This is a genomic window from Microvirga sp. BF8 (assembly GCF_059888585.1).
The window spans coordinates 1,563,682-1,587,790 of sequence record NZ_CM187619.1; the positions used below are offsets into that span (position 1 = coordinate 1,563,682).

At 61.5% G+C, this 24,109-nt stretch carries 21 protein-coding genes; 13 read left to right on the forward strand and 8 right to left on the reverse strand.

Going from position 1 to position 24,109, the window contains the following annotated elements; all coding sequences use genetic code 11:
* Window positions 1–4: 4 nt before the first annotated feature.
* Both AC522E_RS07530 and AC522E_RS07535 read right to left on the reverse strand, forming a co-directional pair.
* Window positions 5–337, reverse strand: a complete 333-nt coding sequence (locus tag AC522E_RS07530; protein WP_500750609.1) for a YciI family protein — start codon at window positions 335–337, stop codon at window positions 5–7.
* 292 nt (window positions 338–629) lie between these two features.
* A complete protein-coding gene (locus AC522E_RS07535; RefSeq protein WP_500749786.1) occupies window positions 630–1,289 on the reverse strand; it encodes a LysE family translocator in 660 nt (219 codons plus the stop codon).
* A 450-nt stretch (window positions 1,290–1,739) separates the two neighbouring features.
* Between AC522E_RS07535 and AC522E_RS07540 the strand changes: the two genes are divergently transcribed.
* From AC522E_RS07540 to AC522E_RS07565, 6 genes are all read left to right on the forward strand, one after another.
* Window positions 1,740–2,876 (forward strand): ABC transporter substrate-binding protein, encoded by a 1,137-nt coding sequence (locus AC522E_RS07540; RefSeq protein WP_500749787.1) that lies wholly within the window; start codon window positions 1,740–1,742, stop codon window positions 2,874–2,876.
* Between the two features lie 62 nt (window positions 2,877–2,938).
* A complete protein-coding gene (locus AC522E_RS07545; RefSeq protein ID WP_500749788.1) occupies window positions 2,939–3,817 on the forward strand; it encodes a branched-chain amino acid ABC transporter permease in 879 nt (292 codons plus the stop codon).
* Complete coding sequence (locus AC522E_RS07550) at window positions 3,817–4,797, forward strand: branched-chain amino acid ABC transporter permease (protein ID WP_500749789.1); 981 nt, start codon at window positions 3,817–3,819, stop codon at window positions 4,795–4,797. The genes AC522E_RS07545 and AC522E_RS07550 overlap by 1 nt, the downstream gene beginning before the upstream one ends.
* Complete coding sequence (locus AC522E_RS07555) at window positions 4,794–5,540, forward strand: ABC transporter ATP-binding protein (RefSeq protein WP_500749790.1); 747 nt, start codon at window positions 4,794–4,796, stop codon at window positions 5,538–5,540. The genes AC522E_RS07550 and AC522E_RS07555 overlap by 4 nt, the downstream gene beginning before the upstream one ends.
* Window positions 5,541–5,543: 3 nt before the next feature.
* Entirely contained in the window at window positions 5,544–6,281 is a 738-nt protein-coding gene (locus AC522E_RS07560) for an ABC transporter ATP-binding protein (protein ID WP_500749791.1), read from the forward strand.
* Window positions 6,271–7,140, forward strand: coding sequence for an SMP-30/gluconolactonase/LRE family protein (locus AC522E_RS07565; protein WP_500749792.1), 870 nt, complete (start codon window positions 6,271–6,273; stop codon window positions 7,138–7,140). The genes AC522E_RS07560 and AC522E_RS07565 overlap by 11 nt, the downstream gene beginning before the upstream one ends.
* 251 nt (window positions 7,141–7,391) lie before the next feature.
* Here AC522E_RS07565 and AC522E_RS07570 read toward each other — a convergent pair whose 3' ends face one another.
* The 4 genes from AC522E_RS07570 to pflB form a co-directional block, all read right to left on the reverse strand.
* Complete coding sequence (locus tag AC522E_RS07570) at window positions 7,392–8,861, reverse strand: porin (RefSeq protein ID WP_500749793.1); 1,470 nt, start codon at window positions 8,859–8,861, stop codon at window positions 7,392–7,394.
* A 125-nt stretch (window positions 8,862–8,986) separates the two neighbouring features.
* Complete coding sequence (locus AC522E_RS07575) at window positions 8,987–10,555, reverse strand: aspartate:alanine exchanger family transporter (protein ID WP_500749794.1); 1,569 nt, start codon at window positions 10,553–10,555, stop codon at window positions 8,987–8,989.
* A gap of 9 nt (window positions 10,556–10,564) precedes the next feature.
* Window positions 10,565–11,386, reverse strand: a complete 822-nt coding sequence (gene pflA / locus AC522E_RS07580; RefSeq protein WP_500749795.1) for a pyruvate formate-lyase-activating protein — start codon at window positions 11,384–11,386, stop codon at window positions 10,565–10,567.
* Between the two features lie 4 nt (window positions 11,387–11,390).
* Window positions 11,391–13,619 carry a formate C-acetyltransferase gene (gene pflB, locus AC522E_RS07585; protein ID WP_500749796.1) on the reverse strand — a complete coding sequence of 743 codons (2,229 nt, stop codon included), beginning with the start codon at window positions 13,617–13,619 and terminating at the stop codon, window positions 11,391–11,393.
* A gap of 561 nt (window positions 13,620–14,180) precedes the next feature.
* Here pflB and AC522E_RS07590 point away from each other — a divergent pair.
* The 5 genes from AC522E_RS07590 to AC522E_RS07610 all read left to right on the forward strand — a co-directional run bounded on the left by AC522E_RS07590 (window position 14,181) and on the right by AC522E_RS07610 (window position 19,240).
* Window positions 14,181–15,842: an L-serine ammonia-lyase gene (locus AC522E_RS07590; protein WP_500749797.1), complete on the forward strand. Its 1,662-nt coding sequence runs from the start codon at window positions 14,181–14,183 to the stop codon at window positions 15,840–15,842.
* 193 nt (window positions 15,843–16,035) lie between these two features.
* On the forward strand, window positions 16,036–17,025 hold the full coding sequence (locus tag AC522E_RS07595; RefSeq protein WP_500749798.1) for a 2-hydroxyacid dehydrogenase: 990 nt from the start codon (window positions 16,036–16,038) through the stop codon (window positions 17,023–17,025).
* 775 nt (window positions 17,026–17,800) lie between these two features.
* Complete coding sequence (locus AC522E_RS07600; RefSeq protein WP_500749799.1) at window positions 17,801–18,556, forward strand: SDR family oxidoreductase; 756 nt, start codon at window positions 17,801–17,803, stop codon at window positions 18,554–18,556.
* 29 nt (window positions 18,557–18,585) lie between these two features.
* Window positions 18,586–19,002 carry a cupin domain-containing protein gene (locus AC522E_RS07605; protein WP_500749800.1) on the forward strand — a complete coding sequence of 139 codons (417 nt, stop codon included), beginning with the start codon at window positions 18,586–18,588 and terminating at the stop codon, window positions 19,000–19,002.
* 13 nt (window positions 19,003–19,015) lie between these two features.
* The gene (locus tag AC522E_RS07610; protein WP_500749801.1) at window positions 19,016–19,240 is read left to right on the forward strand and encodes a hypothetical protein; all 225 of its coding nucleotides are present in this window, start codon (window positions 19,016–19,018) and stop codon (window positions 19,238–19,240) included.
* Window positions 19,241–19,309: 69 nt separating this feature from the next.
* Here the strand turns inward: AC522E_RS07610 and AC522E_RS07615 are convergent, their stop codons facing one another.
* Window positions 19,310–20,191 (reverse strand): alpha/beta fold hydrolase, encoded by an 882-nt coding sequence (locus tag AC522E_RS07615; protein ID WP_500750610.1) that lies wholly within the window; start codon window positions 20,189–20,191, stop codon window positions 19,310–19,312.
* 468 nt (window positions 20,192–20,659) lie between these two features.
* Here AC522E_RS07615 and AC522E_RS07620 point away from each other — a divergent pair, with 468 nt between their 5' ends.
* Window positions 20,660–21,364: an SDR family oxidoreductase gene (locus AC522E_RS07620; RefSeq protein ID WP_500749802.1), complete on the forward strand. Its 705-nt coding sequence runs from the start codon at window positions 20,660–20,662 to the stop codon at window positions 21,362–21,364.
* Window positions 21,365–21,638: 274 nt separating this feature from the next.
* Here AC522E_RS07620 and AC522E_RS07625 read toward each other — a convergent pair whose 3' ends face one another.
* Window positions 21,639–23,603, reverse strand: coding sequence for a BTAD domain-containing putative transcriptional regulator (locus AC522E_RS07625; RefSeq protein WP_500749803.1), 1,965 nt, complete (start codon window positions 23,601–23,603; stop codon window positions 21,639–21,641).
* A 183-nt stretch (window positions 23,604–23,786) separates the two neighbouring features.
* On the opposite strand from AC522E_RS07625, the gene AC522E_RS07630 reads away from it, so the two are divergent.
* Window positions 23,787–24,035 carry a DUF1127 domain-containing protein gene (locus tag AC522E_RS07630; protein WP_500749804.1) on the forward strand — a complete coding sequence of 83 codons (249 nt, stop codon included), beginning with the start codon at window positions 23,787–23,789 and terminating at the stop codon, window positions 24,033–24,035.
* Window positions 24,036–24,109: the final 74 nt, after the last annotated feature.

Below are 24,109 nucleotides of genomic sequence, written 5' to 3' on the forward strand. Positions count from 1 at the left end.
GTTGTCAGACGACCCACATTGGACGGACCTCGACGGCACCCTGCGTCGTAGCAGGGCATCGCGTCGCCCATTGCAGGGCCGTATCGAGATCGGGGACGTCAATGATGTAAAAGCCGCCGAACTGCTCCTTCGTGTCGGCGTAGGGCCCATCGAGGATCTCGGGTCTTCCATCACCTGCCCGCAGGGTTGTGGCCGTTGACGACGGCTGTAGGCGGTCCCCGCCGACCCAGGCGCCGGCTGCCTTCAGGGCATCCGCGTAGGCAACATAGGCGCCAGAGTGGGCGCCGCTCGTTTGGCCGGGAGAGAAGGCCGCTTCGTCGCGATAGATCATGAGCATGCATTTCAAAGTTGTTTCTCCTGATGTGGGCAGCTCGGGCTGGGCTACCCCACCAATGTCGATTGAGCCCGGGCCAATTCGACAGGATCCAAAAGGAGCGTCCAGGTTTCTGCCCGCCGCAAGCTGTCAGCCACTGGGAAACTGCCAAGGCCGGATCGGCACGAGCGCACTTCCAACACCGGGGTCGAAGGACCGCTTTGCGACCTGAAAGCCGACGCTTTTTGTTTGGCGGAAAGGGGAAAGCCCGGCCCTGAGCGGTTCTTCCGCAAGGGACCCGAATGATATCCCCAATTCAGGGCCGTGCTGCCGATGCCGATCCGACATTGCCACTCAGAAGCAGACGCAACCCCAAGCCAACCATCACAAGGCCTGTGAAACGCTTCTGCCAAACCAAAAGGCCGGGCCACCGGTAAAGCCATTGTCCGACCGTACCTGATGCGAGTGCGACGGAACCCAACGAGACGATTCCGGAAAGCTTTTGCATTGCCCCAAGCAGGAGCAGCTGGGTCCAGACCGGACCTGCGTCCGGACTTACGAACTGTGGCAGGAAAGCAAACATGAACAGAAGGGATTTTGGGTTCGTCAGGTTATTGAGAGTTCCCTCCCGGATCGCGATCCATGGGGAATGATAGGTCATAGCAAGTATCTTTTCCCGGCTGTTGCCGCTCGATAGAAGCATTCTGACGCCGAGGTAGAGCATATAGGCTGCCCCGATCCACTGCAGCACCACCAAGGCCGCGGGATACGTTTGCAGCAATGAAGCGAGTCCGAGAACAAGCAGGCCGACCTGGAGAGTACCAGCCACGAAGATCATCCCGACGACGTTCAGCAGAGCGATTCTGCGCCCCTGCCCAATTCCCCGTGCGACGACCAGCATCATGTCGGGGCCAGGCGTGATTTCCAAGACGGTCAGGGCCGCGAGGAAGGTCAAGAGTGCAGTCGTCTCCGGCACGGGAATGATCCAACGATAAGTCAGGGATGCTCCGTCCTATGCTCAGACTCTCTGCATGTCGACAATGGGCGAACCGGCGACCAAAGAGCTTCGTCTGCTTCGGCGCCTAGGATCCGAGGTACGCCGGTCCGGAAGGTGAACGGTTGACCCGCTCCGGACCATTGCAGGCTCTTACATCGACGATCGAAGTCTTGATTGGCGGGACAGGATGCCAGCTTCGGTCCCCAAGGCTGGCCTCGACAATCCCGTTGTTCTTCCATCGGTATAACATAACTACGCGTTTAACATTATATTTCAACACCCGCGATGATTTGTAATTGACGTTGCTGCTGAGGTCGACAAAGGATCGGGAAAATTTCTGGCTGGCTTGCGTTCGCCCGCTGGCTGCTGAAACGGGGCGGACGGTACGACCGAGGCCGCCAGCCTAACAACAGGTAGGGAGGACCACTCATGTATTCCAGATTCGTTCTTGCGTTGGGCGCGGCTCTGCTCGCTTTCGGAGGTGCAGCGCAGGCCCAAGAAGCCGCCAAGATCGGCGTCGTTGTCGAACTCTCCGGGGCCGGCGCTCCCTCGGGCACGAACTGGCGTGACGGCATCAGGATCGCCGTCGACGAGATCAACGCTGCCGACGGCATCCTCGGCAAACCAATCAAGATTACCGAGTACGACACGCAGACCGATCCGCAGATCTCGCGAGCCTTGGTTCAGAAGGCGATTGATGAAGGCGCCTATGCGATCTGGGGTACGATCTATTCCGGTTCGACGCTGGTCAACATGCTGGTCGCCCAGCAGAACGGGGTGCCGCAGTTCGTCGGTTCCGAGGCCCCGGCGATCGTCGAGAAGGGCAACCCCTTTGTCTTCCGCACTTCCTCGGGAGCTCAGAAGGGGGTTCCAGCTCTGGTGCCTTACTTCAAGGATACGTTGAAGGCCAAGAAGGTTGGCGTCGCCTGGGTGAACAATGAGTTCGGGCGCGGCGGACGCAATGTCTTCATCGCCGAGATGAAGAAGGCCGGAATCGAGGTGGTGACAGACGTGGCGTCCGAGCAGGCGCAGACTGATTATGCATCGGACGTCTCCAAATTGAAGCAGTCGGGCGCGGACGCCGTGTTCGTCTATATGAACCAGGAAGAATCTGCCCGATTCCTCATTGAGGCGAAGAAGCAGGGCCTCTCGATGCCGCTCGTCGGCGAGGTCACGTTGACCGAGGCCAAGGTGATCGAACTGGCCGGCGCAGCGGCCGACGGGGCGATCGCCCATGTCGGCATCACGGCCACTGCCGATCAGGTCGAGGGGATCGCGGCCTTTCGAGAGAAGTTCATGGCCACCTTCAAGCGCGTTCCGAGTCACGATGCGATTAAAGGCTACATCGGGGCCTGGGCGACCAAGTACGTGACCGAACTCATCGGCAAGTTCGATGGTGAGGCGTTCGCCGAGAAGATGCGCGGCCTGTGCCTGCCGGTTGCAAAGTATCCAAAAATCCTGCTCGACACCTGCTGGGACGATCGCGGCGAAATGTCCCGCCCGAGCTTCATGGTTCAGGTCCGGAACGGCTCGCCAGTCGTGATCGGCACTGTCCCTGCCAACTAATCGCGTCCACCTGCCGCGGCGGCACCGCCGGTCGCCGCGGTCTCCAGCGAAAATAGCGTGCGATGTCCCAGTTTCTTCAGGTATTGCTGTCCGGCCTTGCGACCGGATCCATCTACGCGCTTGTGGCGATCGGCTTTGCACTGGTCTGGCAGGCGGCCCAGACGATCAACTTCGCTCAGGGCGAGTTCGTCATGCTTCCCGCATTCCTGGTTCTCGCGGGCCTGCATTTCTTGAATCTGCCACTTTGGGGAGCACTGCTGTTTGGCCTTGTCGTATCGGTCTTGATCCTCGGCGTGCTGTTCAAGAAGCTGGTCGTCGAGCCCATCCTGCCACATGGCGGAATCACGCTCGTCATTGCCACGATCGCGCTTGGCATCCTGCTCAGGGAAAGCGTGAAAGAATTTTACAGTGCCGAGGGGCAGCCCTTCCCGGCGATGTTCCCGACTGATCCTATCAGCATCGGTGGCGCGGCAGTCTCGCTCCAGGACGTCCTGAACCTCATCGTCTCCTTGAGCATCGTCGTCCTGCTGACGCTTTTTCTCAACCGCACTCGCACCGGCCGCTGCATGCAGGCGACGGCGCAAAACCCGGCCATAGCCGAGATCTTGGGCGTCGACGTAAAGAGAATGATCCTCTACACGTTCCTGATCAACGCTGCACTCGCGGCGCTTGCCTCCTTCCTTATTACGCCAGTCTATCTGGCCAAATTCTCCAATGGAGAGACGCTTGGCCTTATCGCTTTCATCGCGGCCATCGTCGGCGGGTTCAACCAGATCCGCGGCGCGTTGGTGGGCGGTCTGCTGATCGGTGTCCTTGACAACCTCGTGGCGACCTACGTCACCGCGGAATATCGTGCGGCCCTGCCGCTGATCCTCCTGATCGTGATCATCCTGGTTCGGCCCCACGGCATTCTGGGCACGCCGGAAGGAAGGACCGTCTGATGAGCGCATGGGTTCGTTGGCTCTTCATCCTGACGCTGCTCGGCCTTGCCATCGTCCTTCCTATCGGCCGAGGCAACTACATCATCTACGTGATGACCTCCTGGCTGATCTTCTCGATCGCCGCGATGGGCCTCAACCTGACGCTGGGCTATGCGGGTCAGATCTCGCTGGCCCAAGCCTCCTTCATGGCTCTCGGGGCCTATACGACCGCGCTTCTGACGCTCGCCGGATGGCACTGGCTTGCGGCCATGCCTGTCGGTCTGCTCACCTGTTTTGCCGTCGGACTGGCGCTGGGCTATCCGGCCCTGCGGGTCAAGGGCCATTTCCTCGCGTTTGTCACGCTTGCCTTCAATACCTTGGTGTTCCTCGTGCTGCGCAACGAGGAGTGGCTGACAGGCGGAACCTATGGGCTAGTCGGCATTCCCCGCCCGCACTTTGGACTGTTCTCGACGATGCGGTCGCTGCCGTTCTACTACTTCACTTTGGCCGTAACGATCGTCGCCGCGCTCGCCATGTGGGGGATTGTCCGTTCACCATGGGGCCGCGCATTCAGGGCGCTACGTGAGAACCCGGTCCGGGCCGAAAGCCTCGGGGTCGACACGCGCCGCATTACCCTCCTCGCCTTCGCCATAGGCTCCATGTATGGCGGACTTGCCGGGTCGCTGATAGCACCTCTCGTGCAGTTCATTGAGCCGGGCTCCTTTGGACTCGCGCATTCGCTGCGTATCCTACTGATGGTCGTGGTCGGCGGTGCGGGGTACTTCTTCGGACCGTTCCTTGGTGCGGGCGTCGTGATCCTGTTGCCCGAGATCCTCCGCTTCACCGAAGGCTATTACCTCATCATTTACTCGGCCCTCGTGGTTGTGATGCTTATCTTCGCCCCGTCAGGCATGATCGGCATCTGGGGCCGCATCCGCGACCGGTTCATCGTGCGGCCCGTCGCCCGCGCCGATCTTCAGCAGGGGGCGCAGCTCAAATGAACGAGCCAGTCCTTTCCGTCCGCAATATCGAGAAGAGCTTCGGAGGCATCAAGGCTGTCAGGGACGTGTCCTTCGACGTGCACAAGGGCGAGATCCTGGGCCTGATCGGACCGAACGGCTCCGGCAAGTCGACGCTCTTCAACTGCATCCTCGGTCAACTCGAACCCGATGCGGGCCAGGTCCATGTCAGCGGGTTCGACGTCTCAGGATTGCGGCCGTCCAAGCTGAACAGGCTCGGCGTCGGTCGCACCTTCCAGCAACTCGCCGTATTTCCGCAGATGAGCGTGTTCGACAACATCGTCCTGGCGGGGCAGGAGCATCGCGGCACGATGTTCTCACGACTTCTCGGCCCCTCCGATGCCGGCCTCACTGCGGATGCGGAGCGGATGATCTCGTTCTTCCGCCTGAGCCATCTGCGCGACGCACTGGCAGGCTCACTTTCCTATGGCCAGCAGAAGCTGCTGGACGCTGCCATGGCATTCATGGCCGGTCCGACTCTTGTGCTTCTCGATGAGCCGGCAGGCGGCGTTAACCTGACGATGCTCTCACACCTGAAAGACCGGCTTGCCGCCTACAATGCCGAGCATGGCACGACCTTCGTGGTAATCGAGCACAACATGGAGTTCGTGATGAGCCTTTGCACCCGGATCGTCGTGCTCGCCGAAGGCGCGGTCATCGCCGAGGGAACGCCGGACGAGATCCGGTCGAACCAAACAGTGATCGATGCTTATCTCGGTGGTTGATTGATGCTCGAACTACGGAACGTCCATGGCGGCTACGGCAAGGTCACAATCCTGAACGGCGTCTCGTTCAGGATCCAGGAAGGGTCGATTACCACGATGGTCGGCCCCAATGGCGCGGGCAAATCCACCGTGTTCAAGGCGATATTCGGCCTGCTGCAGATCCACTCAGGTCAGGTTCTGCTGGACGGCAAGGATGTTACTCGCCAGACACCGCGGCAGATGATCGCCCAAGGTGTGACCTATGTGCCGCAGGGTCGCAATGTGGTGCCGCAGCTTTCGGTCTATCACAACCTCGAACTCGGTGGGATCACTGCTCCTGACCAGGCCAAGGTGCGCCAACGCATCGAAGCGGTAATGGACCAGTTCCCGATGCTGCGAGAATTCAGGAATCGTAAAGCGATTGAACTGTCTGGCGGTCAGCAAAAGCAGCTCGAAGTGGCCCGCTCGCTTCTGCTCGATCCCAAGTTGGTGCTCATCGATGAGCCCTCTATCGGCCTGTCGCCGAACATGGTGCGGGAGGTCTTCCAAACCCTTATCCGCCTGCGCGACAGCGGCGTAACCATCCTGATGGTAGAGCAGAATGCCAAGGCTGCGCTCGCGCTATCTGATTATGGCTTGGTGCTTGAGCTTGGCCAGACTCGCATGCACGACGATGCGAAGAAGTTGCTGGCTGACCCGCGTGTCGGCCAGCTCTTTCTTGGCGGCCACGTGCACGAGGATGCGCCGGTCGATGGTCATTGAGGCTCTATCGGCTCCTGCCAATCGCCTGGGCGAGTGTCCGATCTGGTGCGATCGGACATGCCGCCTTTGGTGGGTGGATGTGCTGGAGCCTGCACTTTGGAGCTACGACCCAGCAACCGGCCGCTGCCAGCGCCGTTCCATCCGCTCACGCACACTCGGCTCGATCGCACTGCGCCGCGAAGGTGGCTTGATCCTTGCCTGCGATGATGGGCTGCATGCCTATGATCCGGACATGGGGCGTCAGACGTTTCTTGTAGACCCGGAACCGAACCGTCCAGCGCACCGCAAGAATGACGGCCGGGCGGATCCGCTGGGCAACTTCTGGGTCGGCACTCTGGAGGAGGAGAGTTACCGGCCCGTCGGTACACTCTACCGTATCGCGCCCAATCTCTCGATCACGGTTCAGGCCAACAAACTTCGGATTCCGAACGCGCTTGCCTTCGACGCGGAGGGCGGCCGCATGTATTATGCCGACACGCGCGAGTACGCCATCTGGGTCTGCACGTTTGATGCCACGACTGGTGAGACCGGCGAGCGCCGTATCTTTGCCAGGACGGATGCTCCGGCGCGTCCGGATGGCAGCTGCATCGATGCCGAAGGCCACCTCTGGAATGCCGAGTACGCTGGCGGGCGACTCGTGCGTTTTGCCCCCTCGGGCGAAGTCTCTCTATCGCTGGATCTGCCAGTAACGTACCCCACCTGCTGTTGCTTTGGCGGAGAGAACCTCGACAAACTTTACGTTACGTCTGCCTCAGAGCCATTGACTTCGCAGGAACGCGAGGAGGAATGGTTCGCCGGTCGTGTGCTCGTAGTCGATGTCGGTATCCGTGGCAGACCCGAGTTCCGCGTCGGGTTCTGACAAGCGGGATCGCTCAAGGAGCACTTCGACCCAAGCCGTTGACCACATTCGCGACGAGCTGGGTCGATCATCAAGTTCGTAGGGTGGCTCGGAAGCCGCCAGATTTCCCGCTAACGACCGCACTGACCCGGGAGCCCCATTGGTACTGACGAACGTCTCCTCGAGGACGCAGTGGTGGCTCGCGCACGCAGCCACGCTGCTCAGACAGGGGGACCTACTCCGGGTACGCTCCAATCGAGAGGAGCGGCGGCTCAGAAGTCGCGCTGAACGCGGAGCCGCGCCTCCCAGAAGTCCTCGGAACTGGTCGACTTGAACAGGCCAGTTGCCGTGCCGGCCGAATTCGTGATCGGAACAGCAACCCGTCCACGCGGATCGAGCCTCGTGTAGAGCACTTCGACACCGAGCTGAAGGTTCTTCACTGGCGTCCAGATCGTGTTCGTGCCGACGCGATATTCGTTGAAATCAACGACCCCTGTAACCGTGCCGGCCGTTCCCGCTGCAAGCGTCGCGGAGGTCACTGGGATCGTGTACTGCGCTCCCCGCGGTGCGTCGAAACGCATCCACGACCCGAAGACGTTCGTCTGCCAAGTCGGGGACCAATTATGATTCAGGCCGCCGGCGATGGCATAGGCCTTGTTTGTCTTGAAATCCCCCGTAAACGGATCGACGAAGGCGTCCGAGAACGGCAGCACAAGTGGACCAGCGCTGATGGTGCCCTCGCCACTGGCCGGTGCTCCGATCGGACCTGTCAGACCGGAATTGACATAGCCGACAGCCCCGTCCGTATAGGTCGCGGACATCCAAGCCGTGTCGCCAACACCGAGGAAGGGCAGGTTGACGAACGCGTTCAGAGCAAGAGCGAAGCCGTAATCCGTGTCGGCATAGGTCGGGTTGGGGAGGCCGGTGAGCGGATTGATCACCGGAACGGCGACACCGTCCACGGTGATGAGGCCCGCCGCCACGTCGCGGATCTGGTGCACCGCACCAGAGAGTTGTGCGCCGCCCCAGGTGCCGCTGTAGCGCAGGTTTGCAACAACGTCGGGCACCCGCTCGCCACCATAGGTGAACGGTATCGGGGCAAAGACTGGCGTTGTTGCACCGCTGCCGAACAGGGGGAACACGAGATTGTTGTTGACACGGCGCTGGATGTTGTCCTCGAGGGAGAGAGTTGCTGAGAAGCCGTTGCCGAAGGAGAAGGTATAGGCGAGCAAATCCGTGTCAGCGTTCGAGGGGTCGTCGAAGCGCAGGTCTCCGAAATTCGGCACGGGCAGATCCGGCTCCGAAAAGAACGACAGGGCGCGACCGGCCGTGAGCCCACCGAACTGGATGAAGGCCTGCCGGAGTTTCGGGTTCGTGGTGACCTGTCCGGTTCCGGTGAACACGCCTGTATTGTGATCGATCTCATATCGGACGTAGGTGCGCAGCAGACCGTAGGCGGTCATGGTGCGGTGATCGATGTTCAGACGCCCGCGGGCCCGGAAGCCGGTTGCATCCTGAGCGCGCCTGAAGGGCTCAACATAAAGATAGTCAGCGCGGACACGGGCGCCGATGCGCAGGCAACTGTCGGTGCCGGGGACGTAGAAGAAGCCTGCGCCGTAGGTGGAGCAGACGCGAACATATTCGACCGGAGCCGCCTTCGCCACAGGAAGATCGGCGGCATATGCGCTTACCACGAAGGCAAGACTCGCGGCACATCCAAGCAGGCTTCGGACAGGCACCATGGTGGAAACTCCGAACCGTCTATTTTGGCGCTGAATGAAGCTTAGGCAGGCGGCGGGAGAAACGTCAAGTAAGCCAGGGGGCGCTGTTGCCCATCGACGTGACTTTGTTCAGGCAGACCGGTAAATCAGCTTAATAGGACCTGAACGGCAATAATCTTGACGACCGTCATGCTCGGAAAGCAGATCGCATAGCCTATATCTGTTCGTTCGGTCGGGGCCAGGCGTCCGGCAGCAACGACGATGGCGGGGTTGCCGGTCGATCCAGCGCAGACGCCGAGCAGATCGTCGAACGGGATGCGCAGCAGATATCCGCCCGCCAAGACGATGAGCACCAGGGTGAGCAGGACCGCGGCCCCGCCAAGGAGGATCTGGATTCCGTTCGACGCTACGGTCTGAACGAAGGGGCCGCCAGCGCCGATTGCGACCGATCCAATGAAGATTGCCAAGCCTAGGTTCCGCAAGACGAGGTTCGCCACCACGGGCATTCCCCAGCCGATCGGCCCGGTGCGGCCGAGCCAGCCAAGGATCAGTGCCATGACCAGGGGGCCGCCGGCCACGCCCAGGCTGAAAGTGCCACCGCCGGGCAGGGGGACCGGGATCATGCCGAGCAGAAGCCCAAGCGCGATCCCGACGCCGATCGACACGAAGGACAACTCGGCATTTCCCTTGATGCTATCGCCGAAATACCGGCGGACTTCGGCCTGCCGGCCTGTTGGGACTGCTGCCACGAGGAGATCGCCGAACTCAACCGTCAGATCAGACGATGCGATGATCTCCTGGTCACCCCGGCGCACGTGTGAAATCAAAATAGGGAAATCGGGCAGGGGAAGCTCCCGAAGGGGCCTGCCGACAAAAGTGGGCTTTGAGACATAAACGCGCACGACGTCAAAATTGGCTCGGTCGCGGCTCAAGCGTCCGGGATCCTCCCGCCCCATGAACGCCTTAGCCTGTTCGATGCTTGCCGGACTCCCCACAAGCAGCAACCCATCACCTGCACGCAACCGCGTCCCGGCGACCGGCGGCGCGTTCACATGATGCTGGCGCACTGCAACGATCTTCACGTCGGCAGGTAGGACCTCCGAGATCTCATCGACGGTCCGGTCTTCGCAGTTGGCCTCAAGGGTCAGCTCGGCAATCCGCACGTTCTGAGAAGGGGAGGCGAATTTGGGTTTGAGCAGCGCCGCCATCATGGTCATCAGAACAATTGGTCCTACCACCCCAAACGGATAGGACACCGAGTAGCCGATTGCGGGGTCCTGATTGCCCGCCGCCGCGAGCGCCGCCTGCAGGGTCGGCGTACTGGTGCCGGAGCCGGCGAACAGCCCTGCGGCTGTCCCGGGCGAAATGCCGAGCGGCTTGGCAAGCATCATCGCAACGATAAGAGAAGCAATGACCGCAACGGCTGCGAGAGCGATGTATTTGGGACCGGGGCCGCGGATATTTGCGAAAAACTGCGGCCCGTACTGAATGCCAACTCCATAAACGAACATGACAAGGCCCATGGTGCCGACGAGACCAGGGGGCGCGGCCTTTGGCGCAATGGCGCCGATGATGAGGCCACTGAACAATACTGCGCCGGCGCCGAACGAAACCCCGGCAATCGAGATCTGCCCGATCGCGTAACCAGCGGCTATGGCGAGAAACAATGCCAGCAACGGCGATGACTCAAGCAGTGTACGAGCGACATTCATCATCGCCTCCGCTCACCTTGTCCGGCAGCCTGCCTCACGAAACTGTCCCAAGACCCGGGCCACTAAGTCAGGGGAGGGGGAAGGAGTCTCGGAAAGTTCGTATTTGAGACCCATGGCTTTCCACTTGAAGGTACCGAGCTGATGGAACGGGAGAACCTCGACCCATTCGACGTTATTCATGGGGGCGACGAATTGGGCAATTCCCTCGACATTGGCAGGATCATCGGTAAGGCCAGGGACCAGCACGAAACGGACCCAGACCGGCTTGCCGAGGCTTGCCAGGCGCTCCGCGAACTCGATGGTTGGACGCACATCCTGGCCCGTGGTGCGTCGGTACGTGGCAGGATCCCAGGATTTGATATCGAGCAACACCAGATCGACTTGGCGAAGATACTCATCGTCAGCCCGTGCGCCTAGGAAGCCGGAGGTATCGAGCGCCGTATGAAGTCCCATTCGCTTCGCGGATGCAAACAATCGTTTGGTAAAATGCACCTGAACCAACGGCTCCCCGCCTGATATCGTCAGACCACCGCCAAGGTCTCGCAACGCCGCCGCATAGGCAGACAGTGCTCGCTCGGCCCGCTCGAAGGAAACGAGCGTTCCGTCCTTGAGATGCCATGTGTCTGGGTTGTGGCAATACAGGCAACGCAACAGGCAGCCACTCATGAACACAATGACCCGGATCCCAGGACCGTCCACGGTGGTTCCGGTCTCGTAGGAGTGGATCCACCCGAAATCCCCTCTCGGATCGTTGAACTCGGCCGTCTCCGGCGCGTCCGGAGACTGATCCATACGCAAATCCCACCGACTATGTGCCCAGGGTTCGTCGGCCATAATACTATGCCTCGCCGTGGAAAGTCCGGCTGATCACGTCCATCTGTTGCTCCCGGGTGAGGCGGACGAAATTGACCGCATAACCCGACACACGGATTGTCAACTGCGGGTACTTGTCCGGATGCTCCATCGCGTCGAGCAACGTGTCGCGATTGAGGACGTTCAGGTTCATGTGGAATCCGCCCTGGCCGCAATACGTATCCATGACTTTCACCGCCTGTGCGATCTTCTCGCCCTGATCGAGACGATTCAAACTCTGTGTGATCGATACGGTGTAGCTGATGCCGTCCTGCGCATCTGCATAGGGCAGCTTGGCGACCGACAGGCAGGAGGCGAGCCAACCGTGGTTGTCGCGGCCATGCATCGGGTTCGCGCCGGGCGCGAAGGGTTCGCCGGCCTTGCGGCCGTCCGGGGTATCGCCCGTATTCTTGCCATAGACCACATTGCTGGTGATCGTCAGAACCGACTGCGTGTGGACCGCATTCCGATAGGTCGGATGCTTCCGGATCTTCCTCATGAAGGACGACACCAGATCGGCCGCGATGCTGTCGACTCGGTCGTCGTTGTTGCCGTATTTCGGAAAATCGCCTGTCATCTCGTAGGAGACGATCAGCCCATCCTCGCGGCGAACCGACTTGACCTTGGCGTGCTTGATCGCCGAGAGACTGTCAGCCACCACCGACAGGCCGGCAATGCCGAAGGCCATCGTGCGCAGGATCTGTTGGTCATGGAGGGCCATTTCCAGGCGCTCATAGTAGTACTTGTCGTGCATGTAATGAATGCAGTTCATGGCATGGACATAGGTCCGCGCCAGCCAATCCATCATGCTGTCGAATTTCGTCATGACGTCGTCGTAGTCCAGCGCGTCGCCAGTCACCGCGGGGGCCGCCGGGGCGATCTGATCGCCACTCATTTCGTCCCGCCCGCCGTTGATGGCATAGAGCAGGCACTTGGCGAGGTTCACCCGTGCGCCGAAGAACTGCATCTGGTTGCCGATGCGCATGGCTGATACGCAGCAGGCGATCCCATAGTCGTCGCCCCAGTAAGGCCTCATGAGGTCGTCGTTCTCGTATTGGATCGAGGATGTTTCAGCCGAGATCCTGATGCAGAATCGCTTGAAGGGCTCGGGGAGCTGCCGCGACCAGAGAACGGTCATGTTGGGCTCCGGAGCGGGGCCAAGATTCGACAGCGTATGCAGCATGCGGAAGCTGGTGCGGGTGACCAGGGGGCGGCCATTCAGATCCACACCGCCAACGCATTCGGTCGCCCAGTAGGGATCGCCCGAGAACAACGCGTCGTAGTCGGGCGTGCGCAGGAAGCGCACGATGCGCAGCTTCTGGACAAGCTGGTCGATAAGTTCCTGAGCGCCGCTCTCGTCGAGCGTGGCGTTCTTCAGATCCCGCTCGATATAGATGTCCAAGAAAGATGAGATCCGGCCGATCGACATGGCCGCGCCGTTCGCCTCCTTGATGGCCCCGAGATAACCGAAGTAGGTCCATTGGACCGCCTCCCGGGCAATTGCCGCCGGCCGTGTGATGTCGAAGCCATAGCTCCTGGCCATGGTCGCCAGGTCTGTTAGCGCCCGCATCTGCTCGGCCAGCTCCTCACGCTCCCGGATGACGTCGTCCGACGGCCATTTGGCGTCGAGCAGGGCCCGCTCAGCCCGTTTCGCCGCAAGCAGCCGATCTGTCCCGTAGAGGGCTACGCGGCGGTAGTCGCCGATGATCCGGCCTCGTCCGTAGGCGTCCGGCAGGCCTGTGATGATATGGCTTCGACGGCAGGCCATGATTTCGGGCGTGTAGACGTCAAAGACCCCTTCATTATGGGTCTTGCGGTACTTGGTGAAGATATCGTGCACAATCGGGTCCGGCTCGAAGCCGGCTGCCTGGAGCCCGCTCTCCACCATGCGCAGGCCCCCATAGGGCATGATCGCGCGGCGAAATGGTGCGTCGGTCTGCAACCCGACAATTACCTCATTGTCGCGGTCAATGTAGCCGGGTTTGTGGGAGGTGAGAGAGGAAGGTGTTTTGGCATCAACATCCAGAACACCTTTCCGGATCTCCTCCTTGAAGTAGGGCTGCAGTTCGGCCCATACGGCTCTCGTCCGTTCGCTTGGCCCTGCCAGGAATGCCTCATCTCCGTCATAGGAGGTGACGTTCCGCTGGATAAAATCACGGACGTCAATGACGTGCTGCCATCGCCCCAAAGAGAAGCCTGACCATTCATTCATCATGCGTGACGTATCGTCTGCGGATGCTGGCCTTGCATCTGAGGCGCTACCTGCTCGCAGACGTCCGGCTTCTGGCTGCTGAGAACCGATTGAACTCTGAGTGCCAAGGGCTTCGTCCGGCATGATGGCTTCCTTCCTGTCGAGATCGCTGGTCGTCCATTCCCTCATGGTTCTACGGTCGCCAAACCTCCCGGGTACCTCGCCGATATTGTCATGCTAGCTCGTACGGCACCCCGTGCTTGATCGACGGGGACAATCTCTTGACAGTTTAGGTCACCGCTTGTCCGTTCCGAACGGTGCTCCGACCTTGATGCGGGCCGGAAAAGCAAAGTGCGCCCAGCAGGGCGCCCTCCCAGAGCTGTCAATTCGGAGCCTTGGGCACAGCACGAAATTCGCTGGCTCAAAGTGTTAAGAGAATGTCCTCCTCGATCAAGCGTGAGGCCCAGGCCGAGCTAGAGTGACGCCACAGGAGAAAAGGGAGAACTCGCCCTCCAAGGCCCAGCCCCTTTGTCTGCTGGGAACGCGAGCGGAGCACTGCGACGCCAACAAAAGCTCCGTCTGAATTTGGAGGATGCGCTCATGACTAGTTCAAGCAAGGATGATGGACTATTCCCGGACCTTCCCGAACTGTCCGATCTTCCGTCAGGTATCAACCGCCGGGCGTTCCTCATGCGCAATGCCGCCATCGGAGCAGCGGCGGTGATGACCGGAGCCACCTGGACGCCCGAAGCCCGTGCCCAACAGGCCGCTACGGAGGCTGGCGCGCTGCAAGCAGCAAAAGGAGCAGACCAGGGCGGCTTAGGCCTCAAGATGAGCAGCCAGCTGTCCCCCGACCTCGATGTCGTCAAATCCTCCAAAGGGCCGGTCATGACCCTGGTAGACGAGTTCTACAAAGTGGGACCGGGCCCCTCGAGTTCGCACACGATCGGACCCATGCGCATCACGTACAATTTCTACCAGCGTTGCGCACAGCTCCCCGCCGACCAACTGGCGCAGGCTACCGGCCTCAAGGTGCACTTGTTCGGAAGCCTGAGCGCCACTGGCAAAGGTCACGGCACCGAGCGCGCGGCGCTGGCGGGGCTGGTGGGCAAGGAGCCGGCCACGGTGGATCCGCGGTTCCTCGACGAAATGATAGCCAAGCCGGATCAAACATATCCAGTGCAGCTTGGCGCAAAGACGTTCAATCTGTCGCTGGCCGATATCATCTACGATGCGCCAAAGGGCAATTTCCCGCATCCGAACACCATGACCTGCAAGCTTGTAGCGGGCGACAAGGTCCTCTACGAGCAGGAGTATTATTCCGTCGGCGGCGGATTCATCGAGTGGAAGGGTTATGAACCTCCCAAGAAGGGAGAACCCAAATATCCTTATTCGACCATGAAGGAGCTGCGCCAGCATGCGGAGAGCAACAATCTCTCGATCGCCGACGTGATGATGGCAAACGAGATGGCGGTGTCCGGCAGGAGCGAGGAGCAGATCAACGCCTTTCTGGATAAGATCGCCGGAGCGATGCTCGCGACGGTGAAGACTGGGCTCTCCTACAAGGATGACGTTTTGCCTGGGCCGATCAGGCTTCACTCCAAGGCTGCAACCGTCTGGGAGCGGGCCATGGACGAGAAGTACGAAAGCGATCGTGCAATCGGACTGGTGGCTGCCTGCGCACTGGCGGCTTCCGAGGAGAATGCTCGCGGTCACCTGGTCATTACCGCACCCACGGGTGGTTCTGCCGGGGTTATGCCGGCAGTCGTCTTCGCGCTCATGCAGAGCAGCCGGAAGGTGCCGATGGACAAGATCCGTCAGGGCCTCCTCGCTGGAGCGGCCGTTGGCTATCTGTGCAAGCACAACGCGACCCTCGCCGCGGCAGAGGGTGGCTGCCAGGCCGAGATCGGCGTGGCATCGGGAATGGCGGCTGCCTTGATCGCAGAGGCCATGGACAGCTCGCCGCAGGTGATCGAGAATGCGGCAGAATCGGCACTTGAGCATCATCTCGGCATGACTTGCGACCCCGTTGCAGGTTACGTGCAGGTGCCCTGCATCGAGCGCTGCGCCTTCGGCGCGGTGAAGGCCTGGACAGCCTTTATGATCGCAACCAATGAGATTGCGAGCCGGCATCGGGTCGATCTGGATACGACGATCATGACCCTTGCCGACACCGCTCGGGACATGAACCCGAAGTATAAGGAAACGAGCGAGGCAGGATTGGCTCAGAATTTGGTGCTTTGCTGACCCGTTGCGAGACGACGCAACGAACGTCGGCTGACGTGGAGTGCGTCCATGGCCCAGGGCTCGATTCCAGGTTGGCCGGGATCAAATGGCCTAGCCTGGACTCCGTCGCGGCGTTTGGCCTTTTTTGCCCTGCCAAACGCCGATGGCCTCGTTCTTATGAGAAAGTGCGGAGCCTTGGTCGAGGAGCAGCTCAATGCGGGTCGCGATATTCAGTGCTCAACGTTACGAGCGCGCACTGCTTGACGAGGTGAATGTCCGCTATGGGCACGAACTCGTGTACTTCGAAACGATGCTTGGACCCGAGACGGTGTCCCTGGCGGCGGGTTTTCCAGTGGTCAGCGTCTTCGTTAACGATATCGTCGACCGCCATGTGCTGCAAAAGCTCGCCGCTGGCGGGACGAAGCTCATTGCCACGCGGTCCACGGGCTTCAACCAGATCGACGTGCCGGCAGCAGAGGCATCTGGCCTTAAGGTCGTGCGTGTGACCGACTACTCCCCGAATTCCGTCGCCGAGTTCGCTGTCGGCCTGCTTCTTGCCCTCAACCGGAAAATCCCGCGCGCCTACAACCGGACCCGCGAGGGCAATTTCTCACTCGACGGACTCATGGGGTTCGATCTAGTCAGCCGTACCGTAGCCGTGATTGGGACCGGCAAGATCGGTCGGATCTTTGCCCGGATCATGGTCGGTTTCGGTTGCAACGTGATCGGATTCGACGTCCACCGCTCGCCCGAATTCGAGGCACTCGGTGGTCAATACGTGGATCCTTCGGGGATTGAGGGCGCGGACGTCATTTCCCTACATTGTCCGTTGACGCCGGAGACCTACCACATCGTCAACGCGGAAACGCTTGCGCGACTGAAGAGAGGCGCGCTCCTGATCAACACGAGCCGCGGTGGCCTTGTCGACACCGAGGCGGCGATCGACGCGCTCAAGTCCGGTCAACTCGGGGGCATTGCGATCGATGTTTACGAACAGGAGGCCGGTCTCTTCTTCCGGGATCTGTCGAGCACGATCATTCCGGATGACGTGATTCAACGCCTCGTGTCCTTCCCGAATGTGATCGTCACAGGGCATCAGGCGTTCTTCACGCGCGAGGCTCTGGGAACGATTCTAGACACGACACTCGCAAGTGTGTCTGATTTTGCCGCGGGTCGTCCGCTCGTGAACCAAGTCCAGTCTTGATATTCTTCCCCTGTTGTCCTGGGCGGACCCATTCGGCTTGTGATGATCGTTTCAGCCGGTCCGGGACCGCGGGGACTGGATGTCGGAGGCTACTTATCCGCATCCGCCACACTTCGCGGAGGATTGTCTGCCGGCCCGGTACAACAGCCTCAAGCTCCGTCCCGAGACCACCCGGGGCACCGGCCTGGCCGATGTCATGGCCTACAAGGATCCTGGTTTCCGCCGCAAAGGCTCCAGCAGCCTGATGCGCAACTTGCACTGGGCTACCGGACAATGTCTGAGGGGCACAGGCTGTCGGCCAGATCTCTCCTGGCATCTGGACCGGCACAGAGCGTCCTCCGGCCCCGCTGGGACAAATATGGGCAGGCGCATGTTTGGGAGCGCCGCGAACAAGTTCCGGAGGTGGCACTGGGCGGCCGTAAGATGAAGGCCGGCTCTGGGAGACAACACCGGACGTCTTCGGACGCTTTCGCACCGTCGCGGAAAGGCGTATTCTGTTCTCACAAGGCGAAGTCTCTGCGTCAAACCTTGGCTCCCAGCGAGCCACCTGAGATCGGCACTTCGTCGATGTCGCCCCTGTACCGCGTGGTTGTGCACCCATGGGAGGCGCCGATGGAAACGAGACTATCCGCTGCGTTCGCTCTCATGGTTCCGCGTGCTGCTACGCGCTTTGCTGGCGTGTTGCGCCGCCTCCGGCAGAGCGCACCGCTCTGCGTTTCATCGGGTTGTAAGGTAGCGCAGAGGGGCTGCCGCCGCCGATAGGGGAGGGTAAACCATGAAGATCGTCGTCATCGGCGGCACCGGTTTGATCGGTTCGAAGACCGTTGCCATTCTGCGCCAAGGCGGCCACGAGGTCGTCGCGGCCTCGCCACAGAACGGGATCAACAGCATCACGGGCGAGGGGCTTCAGGTGGCCATGGCCGGTGCGCAGGTAGTGATCGACCTCGCCAATTCGCCGTCGTTTGAAGACAAGGCCGTGATGGAATTCTTCGAGACTTCCGGCCGCAACTTGGTCGCGGCGGAGACCGCGGCAGGCATCCGACACCATATCGTGTTGTCCATCGTCGGAACCGATCGGACGCCCGACAACGGCTATTTCCGCGCCAAGGTCGCTCAGGAGAAGCTCATCGCGACCTCCGGCATCCCCTACACCATCATTCGCTCCACCCAGTTCCTGGAATTCCTCGGCGGCATCGCCGCTTCAAGTGCGAATGGAAACATCGTCAGGCTGTCACCGGGCCTCTTCCAGCCCATCGCGGCGGATGACGTCGCTGCCATCGTTGCCGATGTGGCGCTCGGGGCGCCGCGAAACGGCATCATCGAGATTGCCGGCCCGGAGCGAGCACCGTTCGACGAAATCGTCGCCCGCTATCTGAAGGCGGTCGGCGATCTGCGTGAGGTCGTGCGCGACCCCGAGGCCCGATACTTCGGCGGTCGGGTCGAGGAGCACTCGCTCGTTCCGCTGGGCAAGGCACGCCTCGGCCGCATCGGTTTCGACGAATGGCTCCGTCGTCCACAGGCGAGAGCATGATCCCGAATCTGCAATCGAGGGAGGGCTCCATGAAATGCCTCTTCTGTTCGCTGCTTGTTGCCACCCTGCCGTTCGGCAGCACCGTCGCGGACACGCCGAAGGAAAAGGACGCCAGGGTGACGCTCGTGTATCAGCATGAGTTGCCGAACATCCCCGGCAAGAGCATAAAGGGGGTGCTCGTCGAATATGGCCCCGGCGGTTACTCCTCTGGCCATACGCATGCCAAATCGGCCTTCATCTATGCGACGGTTCTCGAGGGGGCGATCCGCAGTCAGATCAACGACGGTCCGGTGATGGTTTATGAGGCCGGACAGAGCTTCTCCGAGCTGCCTGGTGACCGCCACGGCGTCAGCGCCAATGCCAGCGCGACGCATCCGGCGAAGCTCCTCGCCGTGTTCGTGGTGGACACGAGCGAGATGGAACTGACGACCCCCTTTGGGAACTGAGGCGACGAGCGCCATGGCAAGGACCTATCGTGAAGTCGCGGTCGAGGACATGCTGCGAATCGCTGAGGAAGCGATGAGCCGCGTGATTGACTGGTGGGGAGACCTGCCGCCGCCAATGAACGAAGCAATTGAAGAGTTTCGCACCCAACTTGGGGCAGCAATCGACTCCGTAGAATTTGTCAAAAGGGCGCTCGACAGGGAGATCCCCGAAACGGACTACAGGGCAGGCCCTCCCTGATGGCTCCCTTCGTCGACATTTGGACACGTCTGCGGGTCCGGCCAGGCGCGGCCGGACCCACGGCTTAAGTTACGCCATGACCGAGGCGGCAGGGGTCGCTTGCTGGTCTGGCCTCACGTCCTCCCCGCGGATGAAGGCAAGGATCTCGGGATTCACAATCTCGGGATGGGTCTGGCACAGGCCGTGCGGCAGGTCCTTGTAGGTCTTGAGCCTACCGTTCTTCAGGAGCTTGACCGTCAACGGCCCGGCGTCGGCATAAGGCACGATCTGGTCGTCCTCGCTGTGTATTACCAGCACCGGCACGTCGATGGCCTTCAAATCCTCGGTGAAGTCGGTTTCGGAGAAGGCCTTGATGCACTCGTATCCGGCCTTGACGCTCCCCATCATGCCCTGCCGCCACCAGTTGCGGATCAGTCCCTCCGACACCTTCGCGCCTGGCCGGTTGAAGCCATAGAAAGGACCGCTCGGAATATCGAGGTAAAGTTGGGCGCGGTTGGCTGCGAGCGCGGCACGATATCCGTCGAACACCTCTTTCGGCGTTCCGCCCGGATTCGAATCCTTCTTGACCATCACCGGAGGTACGGCGTCGACCAGCACCGCCTTGGCCACGCGCCCCGGTTCCGCTCGCGCCACATAACGGGCGACCTCGCCGCCACCGGTCGAGTGGCCGACATGGATCGCGTTCCTGAGGTCGAGCGCCATGACCAAGTCGGCGACATCGGCTACATAAGTATCCATCTCGTTGCCGCCGTCGGTCTGGTCCGACCGCCCATGGCCCCGGCGGTCGTGGGCGATCACGCGAAATCCTTCCGCCAGGAAGAACATCATCTGATTGTCCCAATCATCGGCACTCAATGGCCAGCCATGATGGAACACGATCGGCTGAGCGTCTCTGGAACCCCAGTCCTTGTAGAAGATTCGGGTGCCGTCTCTGGTGGTGATGTAAGTCATCGGGATATGATCCTTTGCCACGTAGCCTGCCGGCAGGACCGGCGCCGCCGTCTCGTGATTGGGCCGATGACGCACTGGGCAAGCGTCCGCCAAACAACTCAGGGCCCGGTCGTGACGACGCGGCATCATAACAGATTCACCGGGATAGGACAGGTTGGGCGGTCATGCGCAACCCAATCAAGACGAGCGGCCGACCAAGTGGGCACTGGGCGGCATGCTCGTGGTCTCAAGCTGAGGGAATGCCGCATTTTGCAGCACGAGTGATCCGTCATGGTGGTGCCGCGTCACGAGCTCTAAGACACGCGGACCGTCGGGGAGGGCACCGGATAGTGTCGGCCATGCGTGAAATTTTCTACTGGACGATGAGATTAGAATTCGTTCGTGCTGACATTTCGTTCCTGGTATTGCACCTACTATACGCCGGATGCGCGGCATATTCTGCCGTACCACCAGGAGAAGGAGACAAGGATGTCAGTAGAAAAAGTGGCGCTGGTCACCGCAGGTGGCAGTGGCATGGGCGCTGCCGCGGCCCGCAGGTTGGCGGCGGACGGGTTCAAGGTCGCGGTTCTGTCCTCCTCCGGCAAGGGCGAGGCTTTGGCCCAGGAACTTGGCGGCATCGGGGTAACAGGATCGAACCAGTCCACCGACGACCTGAAGCGGCTTGTCGATGCAGCGATGGACAAGTGGGGGCGGATCGACGTGCTGGTCAACAGCGCGGGCCATGGTCCGCGTGCACCCATTCTCGAGATCACCGACGAGCAATGGCATCAGGGCATCGACGTCTACTTCATGAACGTGGTGCGCCCGACACGCCTCGTGACGCCGATCATGGTGCGGCAGAAGGCCGGCTCGATCATCAACATCTCGACGGCGTGGGCGTTCGAGCCGAGTGCCATGTTCCCGACCTCGGCCGTCGCCCGGGCCGGCTTGGCGTCCTTCACCAAGATTTTCGCCGACCAGTATGCGGCCGACAACGTCCGCATGAACAATGTCCAGCCCGGCTGGATCGACAGCCTGCCGGCCACCGAGGAGCGCCGCGACAGCGTGCCGATGAAGCGCTACGGCACGAGCGAAGAGGTTGCTGCGACCATCGCGTTCCTGGCCTCGGATGGGGCAGGCTACATCACCGGCCAGAACATCCGCGTCGATGGCGGTGTGACGCGGGCGGTCTGACGCCAACAGGAAGCCTGCACTGGTAGCCTGCTTTCCTCGGCGTGATCTGGTGCAGCACCATCATCTTCGCCAAATGGGCTGCCCGGGAGATCACGCCCGGGTAGATCGTTTTTCAGCGCGTCGTCTTCGGGTTCATGCCGGACTTCGTCGATGCGCGGTCGCAGCTCTCGCTCCGCTTGCGAACACCTGGTGGCCCCGGCGGGCCAATCCTTCGCCATCGCCAAGGCATTGTCCAGCGGACCTGGTCCTTGGCTTATGGGTCTCGCACCTTGGCTTATGGCTCGCCCATGGGCAGCCCAGCCAATTGCAGACCTTCGACGATCCACGGCAGGAAAGGCGTCTTGAACAGCGGATTTCGGACATGGGCCGCGATCGTGAACCGGGGATATCGCTTCAGAAGGAGCTCCGCCGACTGCCTGGCCTCGTCCAGCCGTCCCGCTTGGGCAAGGGAAGGGGCCAGGATCCGATGGGCCCACATCGCGTCCGGCTGCAGATCCAGGCCCTTCCGGATGGAGGCCGCCGCGCGGTCGTAGCGCCCGGCCGCGAAGTGCGCGGTGCCGATCCCGACGTGGGAGTTGAAGTTGATCGGATCGAACGGGCTGATCCGAAGCCCTCTCTCGAAGTGGTCGATGGCGGGATCCGAGAGTGCCCTGTAGGCGAGGATCCAACCGCTTCGCTGCCATGCCCAGGCTGAGTTGGGATCGCGTCTGAGCGCCTCTTCGATCAGCGTGGCGGCATGATCGAGATTTCCCGCCAGGGTATGAGCGGCACTCAGCGTCGTCAGCACGAGCGGATCGTCCCGGTCCAGCTTGGCGGCTTCTTCGGCCAACACCAGTGCCCTCTCGCGATCCTTTTGCGGATCGGCGGATCGCAGATAGATGACATGCTGGATGTGGACCCAGGCCGCGAGGGCCCTGGCGAGGGCATAGCCCGGGTCCATCGCAAGCGCTCGTTCCAGCAGGTCGAGGGCCTCCTGGGCACCCTCCTGCGTATTGGACCACACCGCGGGCATGGCTCGCATGACGCAATCATAGGCGTCCAGGCTGTCAGGGCGCTTGCGCCGGGCGCGTTCGATCTCCGATGAGCGAAGGCTCGGAAGAATGGCCCCGCTGATCGCCTCGCTCAGGCTGTCCTGGAGCGCGAACACGTCCGAAACGTCACCCTCGAAGCGCTCGGCCCAGACGTCGCCACCGGTCGATCCGTCGATCAGTTCAGCCGTGACCCGTACGCGCGTAGTGGCCCTCCTCACGCTCCCGACGAGGATATAGCGAACCCCCAGATCCGCTGCGATCTGTCTGGCGCCCAGTCCGGCGTCACGGAAGGAGAAGCTGGAGTTTCGGCCGATCACCATCAGGCCCCGCACACGCGACAGAGCGGCAATGACCTCCTCGACAATCCCATCGACGAAATAGTCCTCGGCCTGGTCCGGGCTGAGATTCCGGAACGGCAGGACCGCAATGGACGTCCGCCGCGTGGGTGTCTCGCAGGCAGGCTGGGAAACCGCTGGATCCGGAGGGCGAACCAGATCGCCGATCAGGAGCGCGGCGGTTTCCGCCTCTGGCGAGACGCCGAGTTCGCGGCGCAGTGCCTCACGGCAGAGCTCGAACTGGCGGCGAGCCCGGTTGGGATGGCCGATCCGCATGTGAAGGCGTATCAGCGCCCTGTGAGCTTCTTCGGCCGCGCAGTCCTGCGCAAGCAGCCGGTCCGCCAGGCGCTCGCAGGCAATGACTGCCGTGGAGTTGTCAGGAGCCGCCGCTTCGCTCAACCGCTCAGCGAGGTCAAGGGCAGCCTTCCGGTACGCCCTCTGGATGGGCTGCGCCCAGTACTCGAAAGGCTCCGGTCCGCTCGTGCCCGCAAGCACGTCTCCAGCATAGAGGTCGGCCGCTGCCGTCAGGCTCTCAGGATCGCTTTGACGGGTGAGATGGTCGAATTGCCAGAGATCGAGCGCGTCGGCCGGCCCTGCCAGCCTGGCAAGCGCGCCATCGCTGTCCAGCTTGATGTCGCCACCCAGTTCAGCCAGGGCCCGCCGCAACGCGGTGAGGCATTGGCGCAGGCTGCCGCGCGCCTGCGGCTCCTTCCGGTCTTGCCAGAACAGGGCGCAAAGCTGCTCGCGCCGCATTCCCCGTGGTCCCGCCAGCGCCAGGGCAGCAAAGAGCATCGCCACCCTGCGAGGCGCAAACTCGCCCTGCTGCGGAATTGCGGGCCCGAAAAGGAGCCCTCCGAACAAGCGGACCACCATGGACTCTCATGTTCAGCGCTCCGCTCAAGGTTAGCACGAGCCTCCGGCGAATTCACGGGGAATTCACGCCGACGAACGCCGATCATACTGGTCCAGGAACGTCCCCCGAACGGCCGCTTCACGCGCCCGGGTTCAACTCATTCCCGCAGCCACGGCAACGGCCCAGACGAAGTGGAGGACGCCATGATCCAGAGCCCGCTTGTTGCTCCCGCCTTGTCTCAAAAGGTTTGGTTTCCTGCCAAGAACCCCTTCGCATGGATTGCCTGGCGGTTCCGGCAATGGTGGAAGGCCCGCACGACCCGCCGGATCGTTGCCGAGCTGACGAACGAGCAACTCGCCGATGCTGGTATCGATCTCGCCTCGGTGACCGGACCGATCTCCATCCAACTGGTGGAGCGGGGCTATCACGCGAACGCCGCTGGCTGGCGTTGAATCTGACGGCGCCCGCGGCAGCAGCGAGTGAGGCCGTAGTGGCCGAGACCCGGTTGCGGAACCTTAGGGATGAA

Bases quoted from the DNA above. Each gene is read 5' to 3' on its own strand.
- AC522E_RS07530 (WP_500750609.1), bottom strand. From the start codon at position 337: ATGCTCATGATCTATCGCGACGAAGCGGCCTTCTCTCCCGGCCAAACG.
- AC522E_RS07540 (WP_500749787.1), top strand. From the start codon at position 1,740: ATGTATTCCAGATTCGTTCTTGCGTTGGGCGCGGCTCTGCTCGCTTTC.
- AC522E_RS07545 (WP_500749788.1), top strand. From the start codon at position 2,939: ATGTCCCAGTTTCTTCAGGTATTGCTGTCCGGCCTTGCGACCGGATCC.
- AC522E_RS07550 (WP_500749789.1), top strand. From the start codon at position 3,817: ATGAGCGCATGGGTTCGTTGGCTCTTCATCCTGACGCTGCTCGGCCTT.
- AC522E_RS07555 (WP_500749790.1), top strand. From the start codon at position 4,794: ATGAACGAGCCAGTCCTTTCCGTCCGCAATATCGAGAAGAGCTTCGGA.
- AC522E_RS07560 (WP_500749791.1), top strand. From the start codon at position 5,544: ATGCTCGAACTACGGAACGTCCATGGCGGCTACGGCAAGGTCACAATC.
- AC522E_RS07565 (WP_500749792.1), top strand. From the start codon at position 6,271: ATGGTCATTGAGGCTCTATCGGCTCCTGCCAATCGCCTGGGCGAGTGT.
- AC522E_RS07570 (WP_500749793.1), bottom strand. From the start codon at position 8,861: ATGGTGCCTGTCCGAAGCCTGCTTGGATGTGCCGCGAGTCTTGCCTTC.
- AC522E_RS07575 (WP_500749794.1), bottom strand. From the start codon at position 10,555: ATGATGAATGTCGCTCGTACACTGCTTGAGTCATCGCCGTTGCTGGCA.
- pflA (WP_500749795.1), bottom strand. From the start codon at position 11,386: ATGGCCGACGAACCCTGGGCACATAGTCGGTGGGATTTGCGTATGGAT.
- pflB (WP_500749796.1), bottom strand. From the start codon at position 13,619: ATGATGAATGAATGGTCAGGCTTCTCTTTGGGGCGATGGCAGCACGTC.
- AC522E_RS07595 (WP_500749798.1), top strand. From the start codon at position 16,036: ATGCGGGTCGCGATATTCAGTGCTCAACGTTACGAGCGCGCACTGCTT.
- AC522E_RS07600 (WP_500749799.1), top strand. From the start codon at position 17,801: ATGAAGATCGTCGTCATCGGCGGCACCGGTTTGATCGGTTCGAAGACC.
- AC522E_RS07605 (WP_500749800.1), top strand. From the start codon at position 18,586: ATGAAATGCCTCTTCTGTTCGCTGCTTGTTGCCACCCTGCCGTTCGGC.
- AC522E_RS07610 (WP_500749801.1), top strand. From the start codon at position 19,016: ATGGCAAGGACCTATCGTGAAGTCGCGGTCGAGGACATGCTGCGAATC.
- AC522E_RS07615 (WP_500750610.1), bottom strand. From the start codon at position 20,191: ATGACTTACATCACCACCAGAGACGGCACCCGAATCTTCTACAAGGAC.
- AC522E_RS07620 (WP_500749802.1), top strand. From the start codon at position 20,660: ATGTCAGTAGAAAAAGTGGCGCTGGTCACCGCAGGTGGCAGTGGCATG.
- AC522E_RS07625 (WP_500749803.1), bottom strand. From the start codon at position 23,603: ATGGTGGTCCGCTTGTTCGGAGGGCTCCTTTTCGGGCCCGCAATTCCG.
- AC522E_RS07630 (WP_500749804.1), top strand. From the start codon at position 23,787: ATGATCCAGAGCCCGCTTGTTGCTCCCGCCTTGTCTCAAAAGGTTTGG.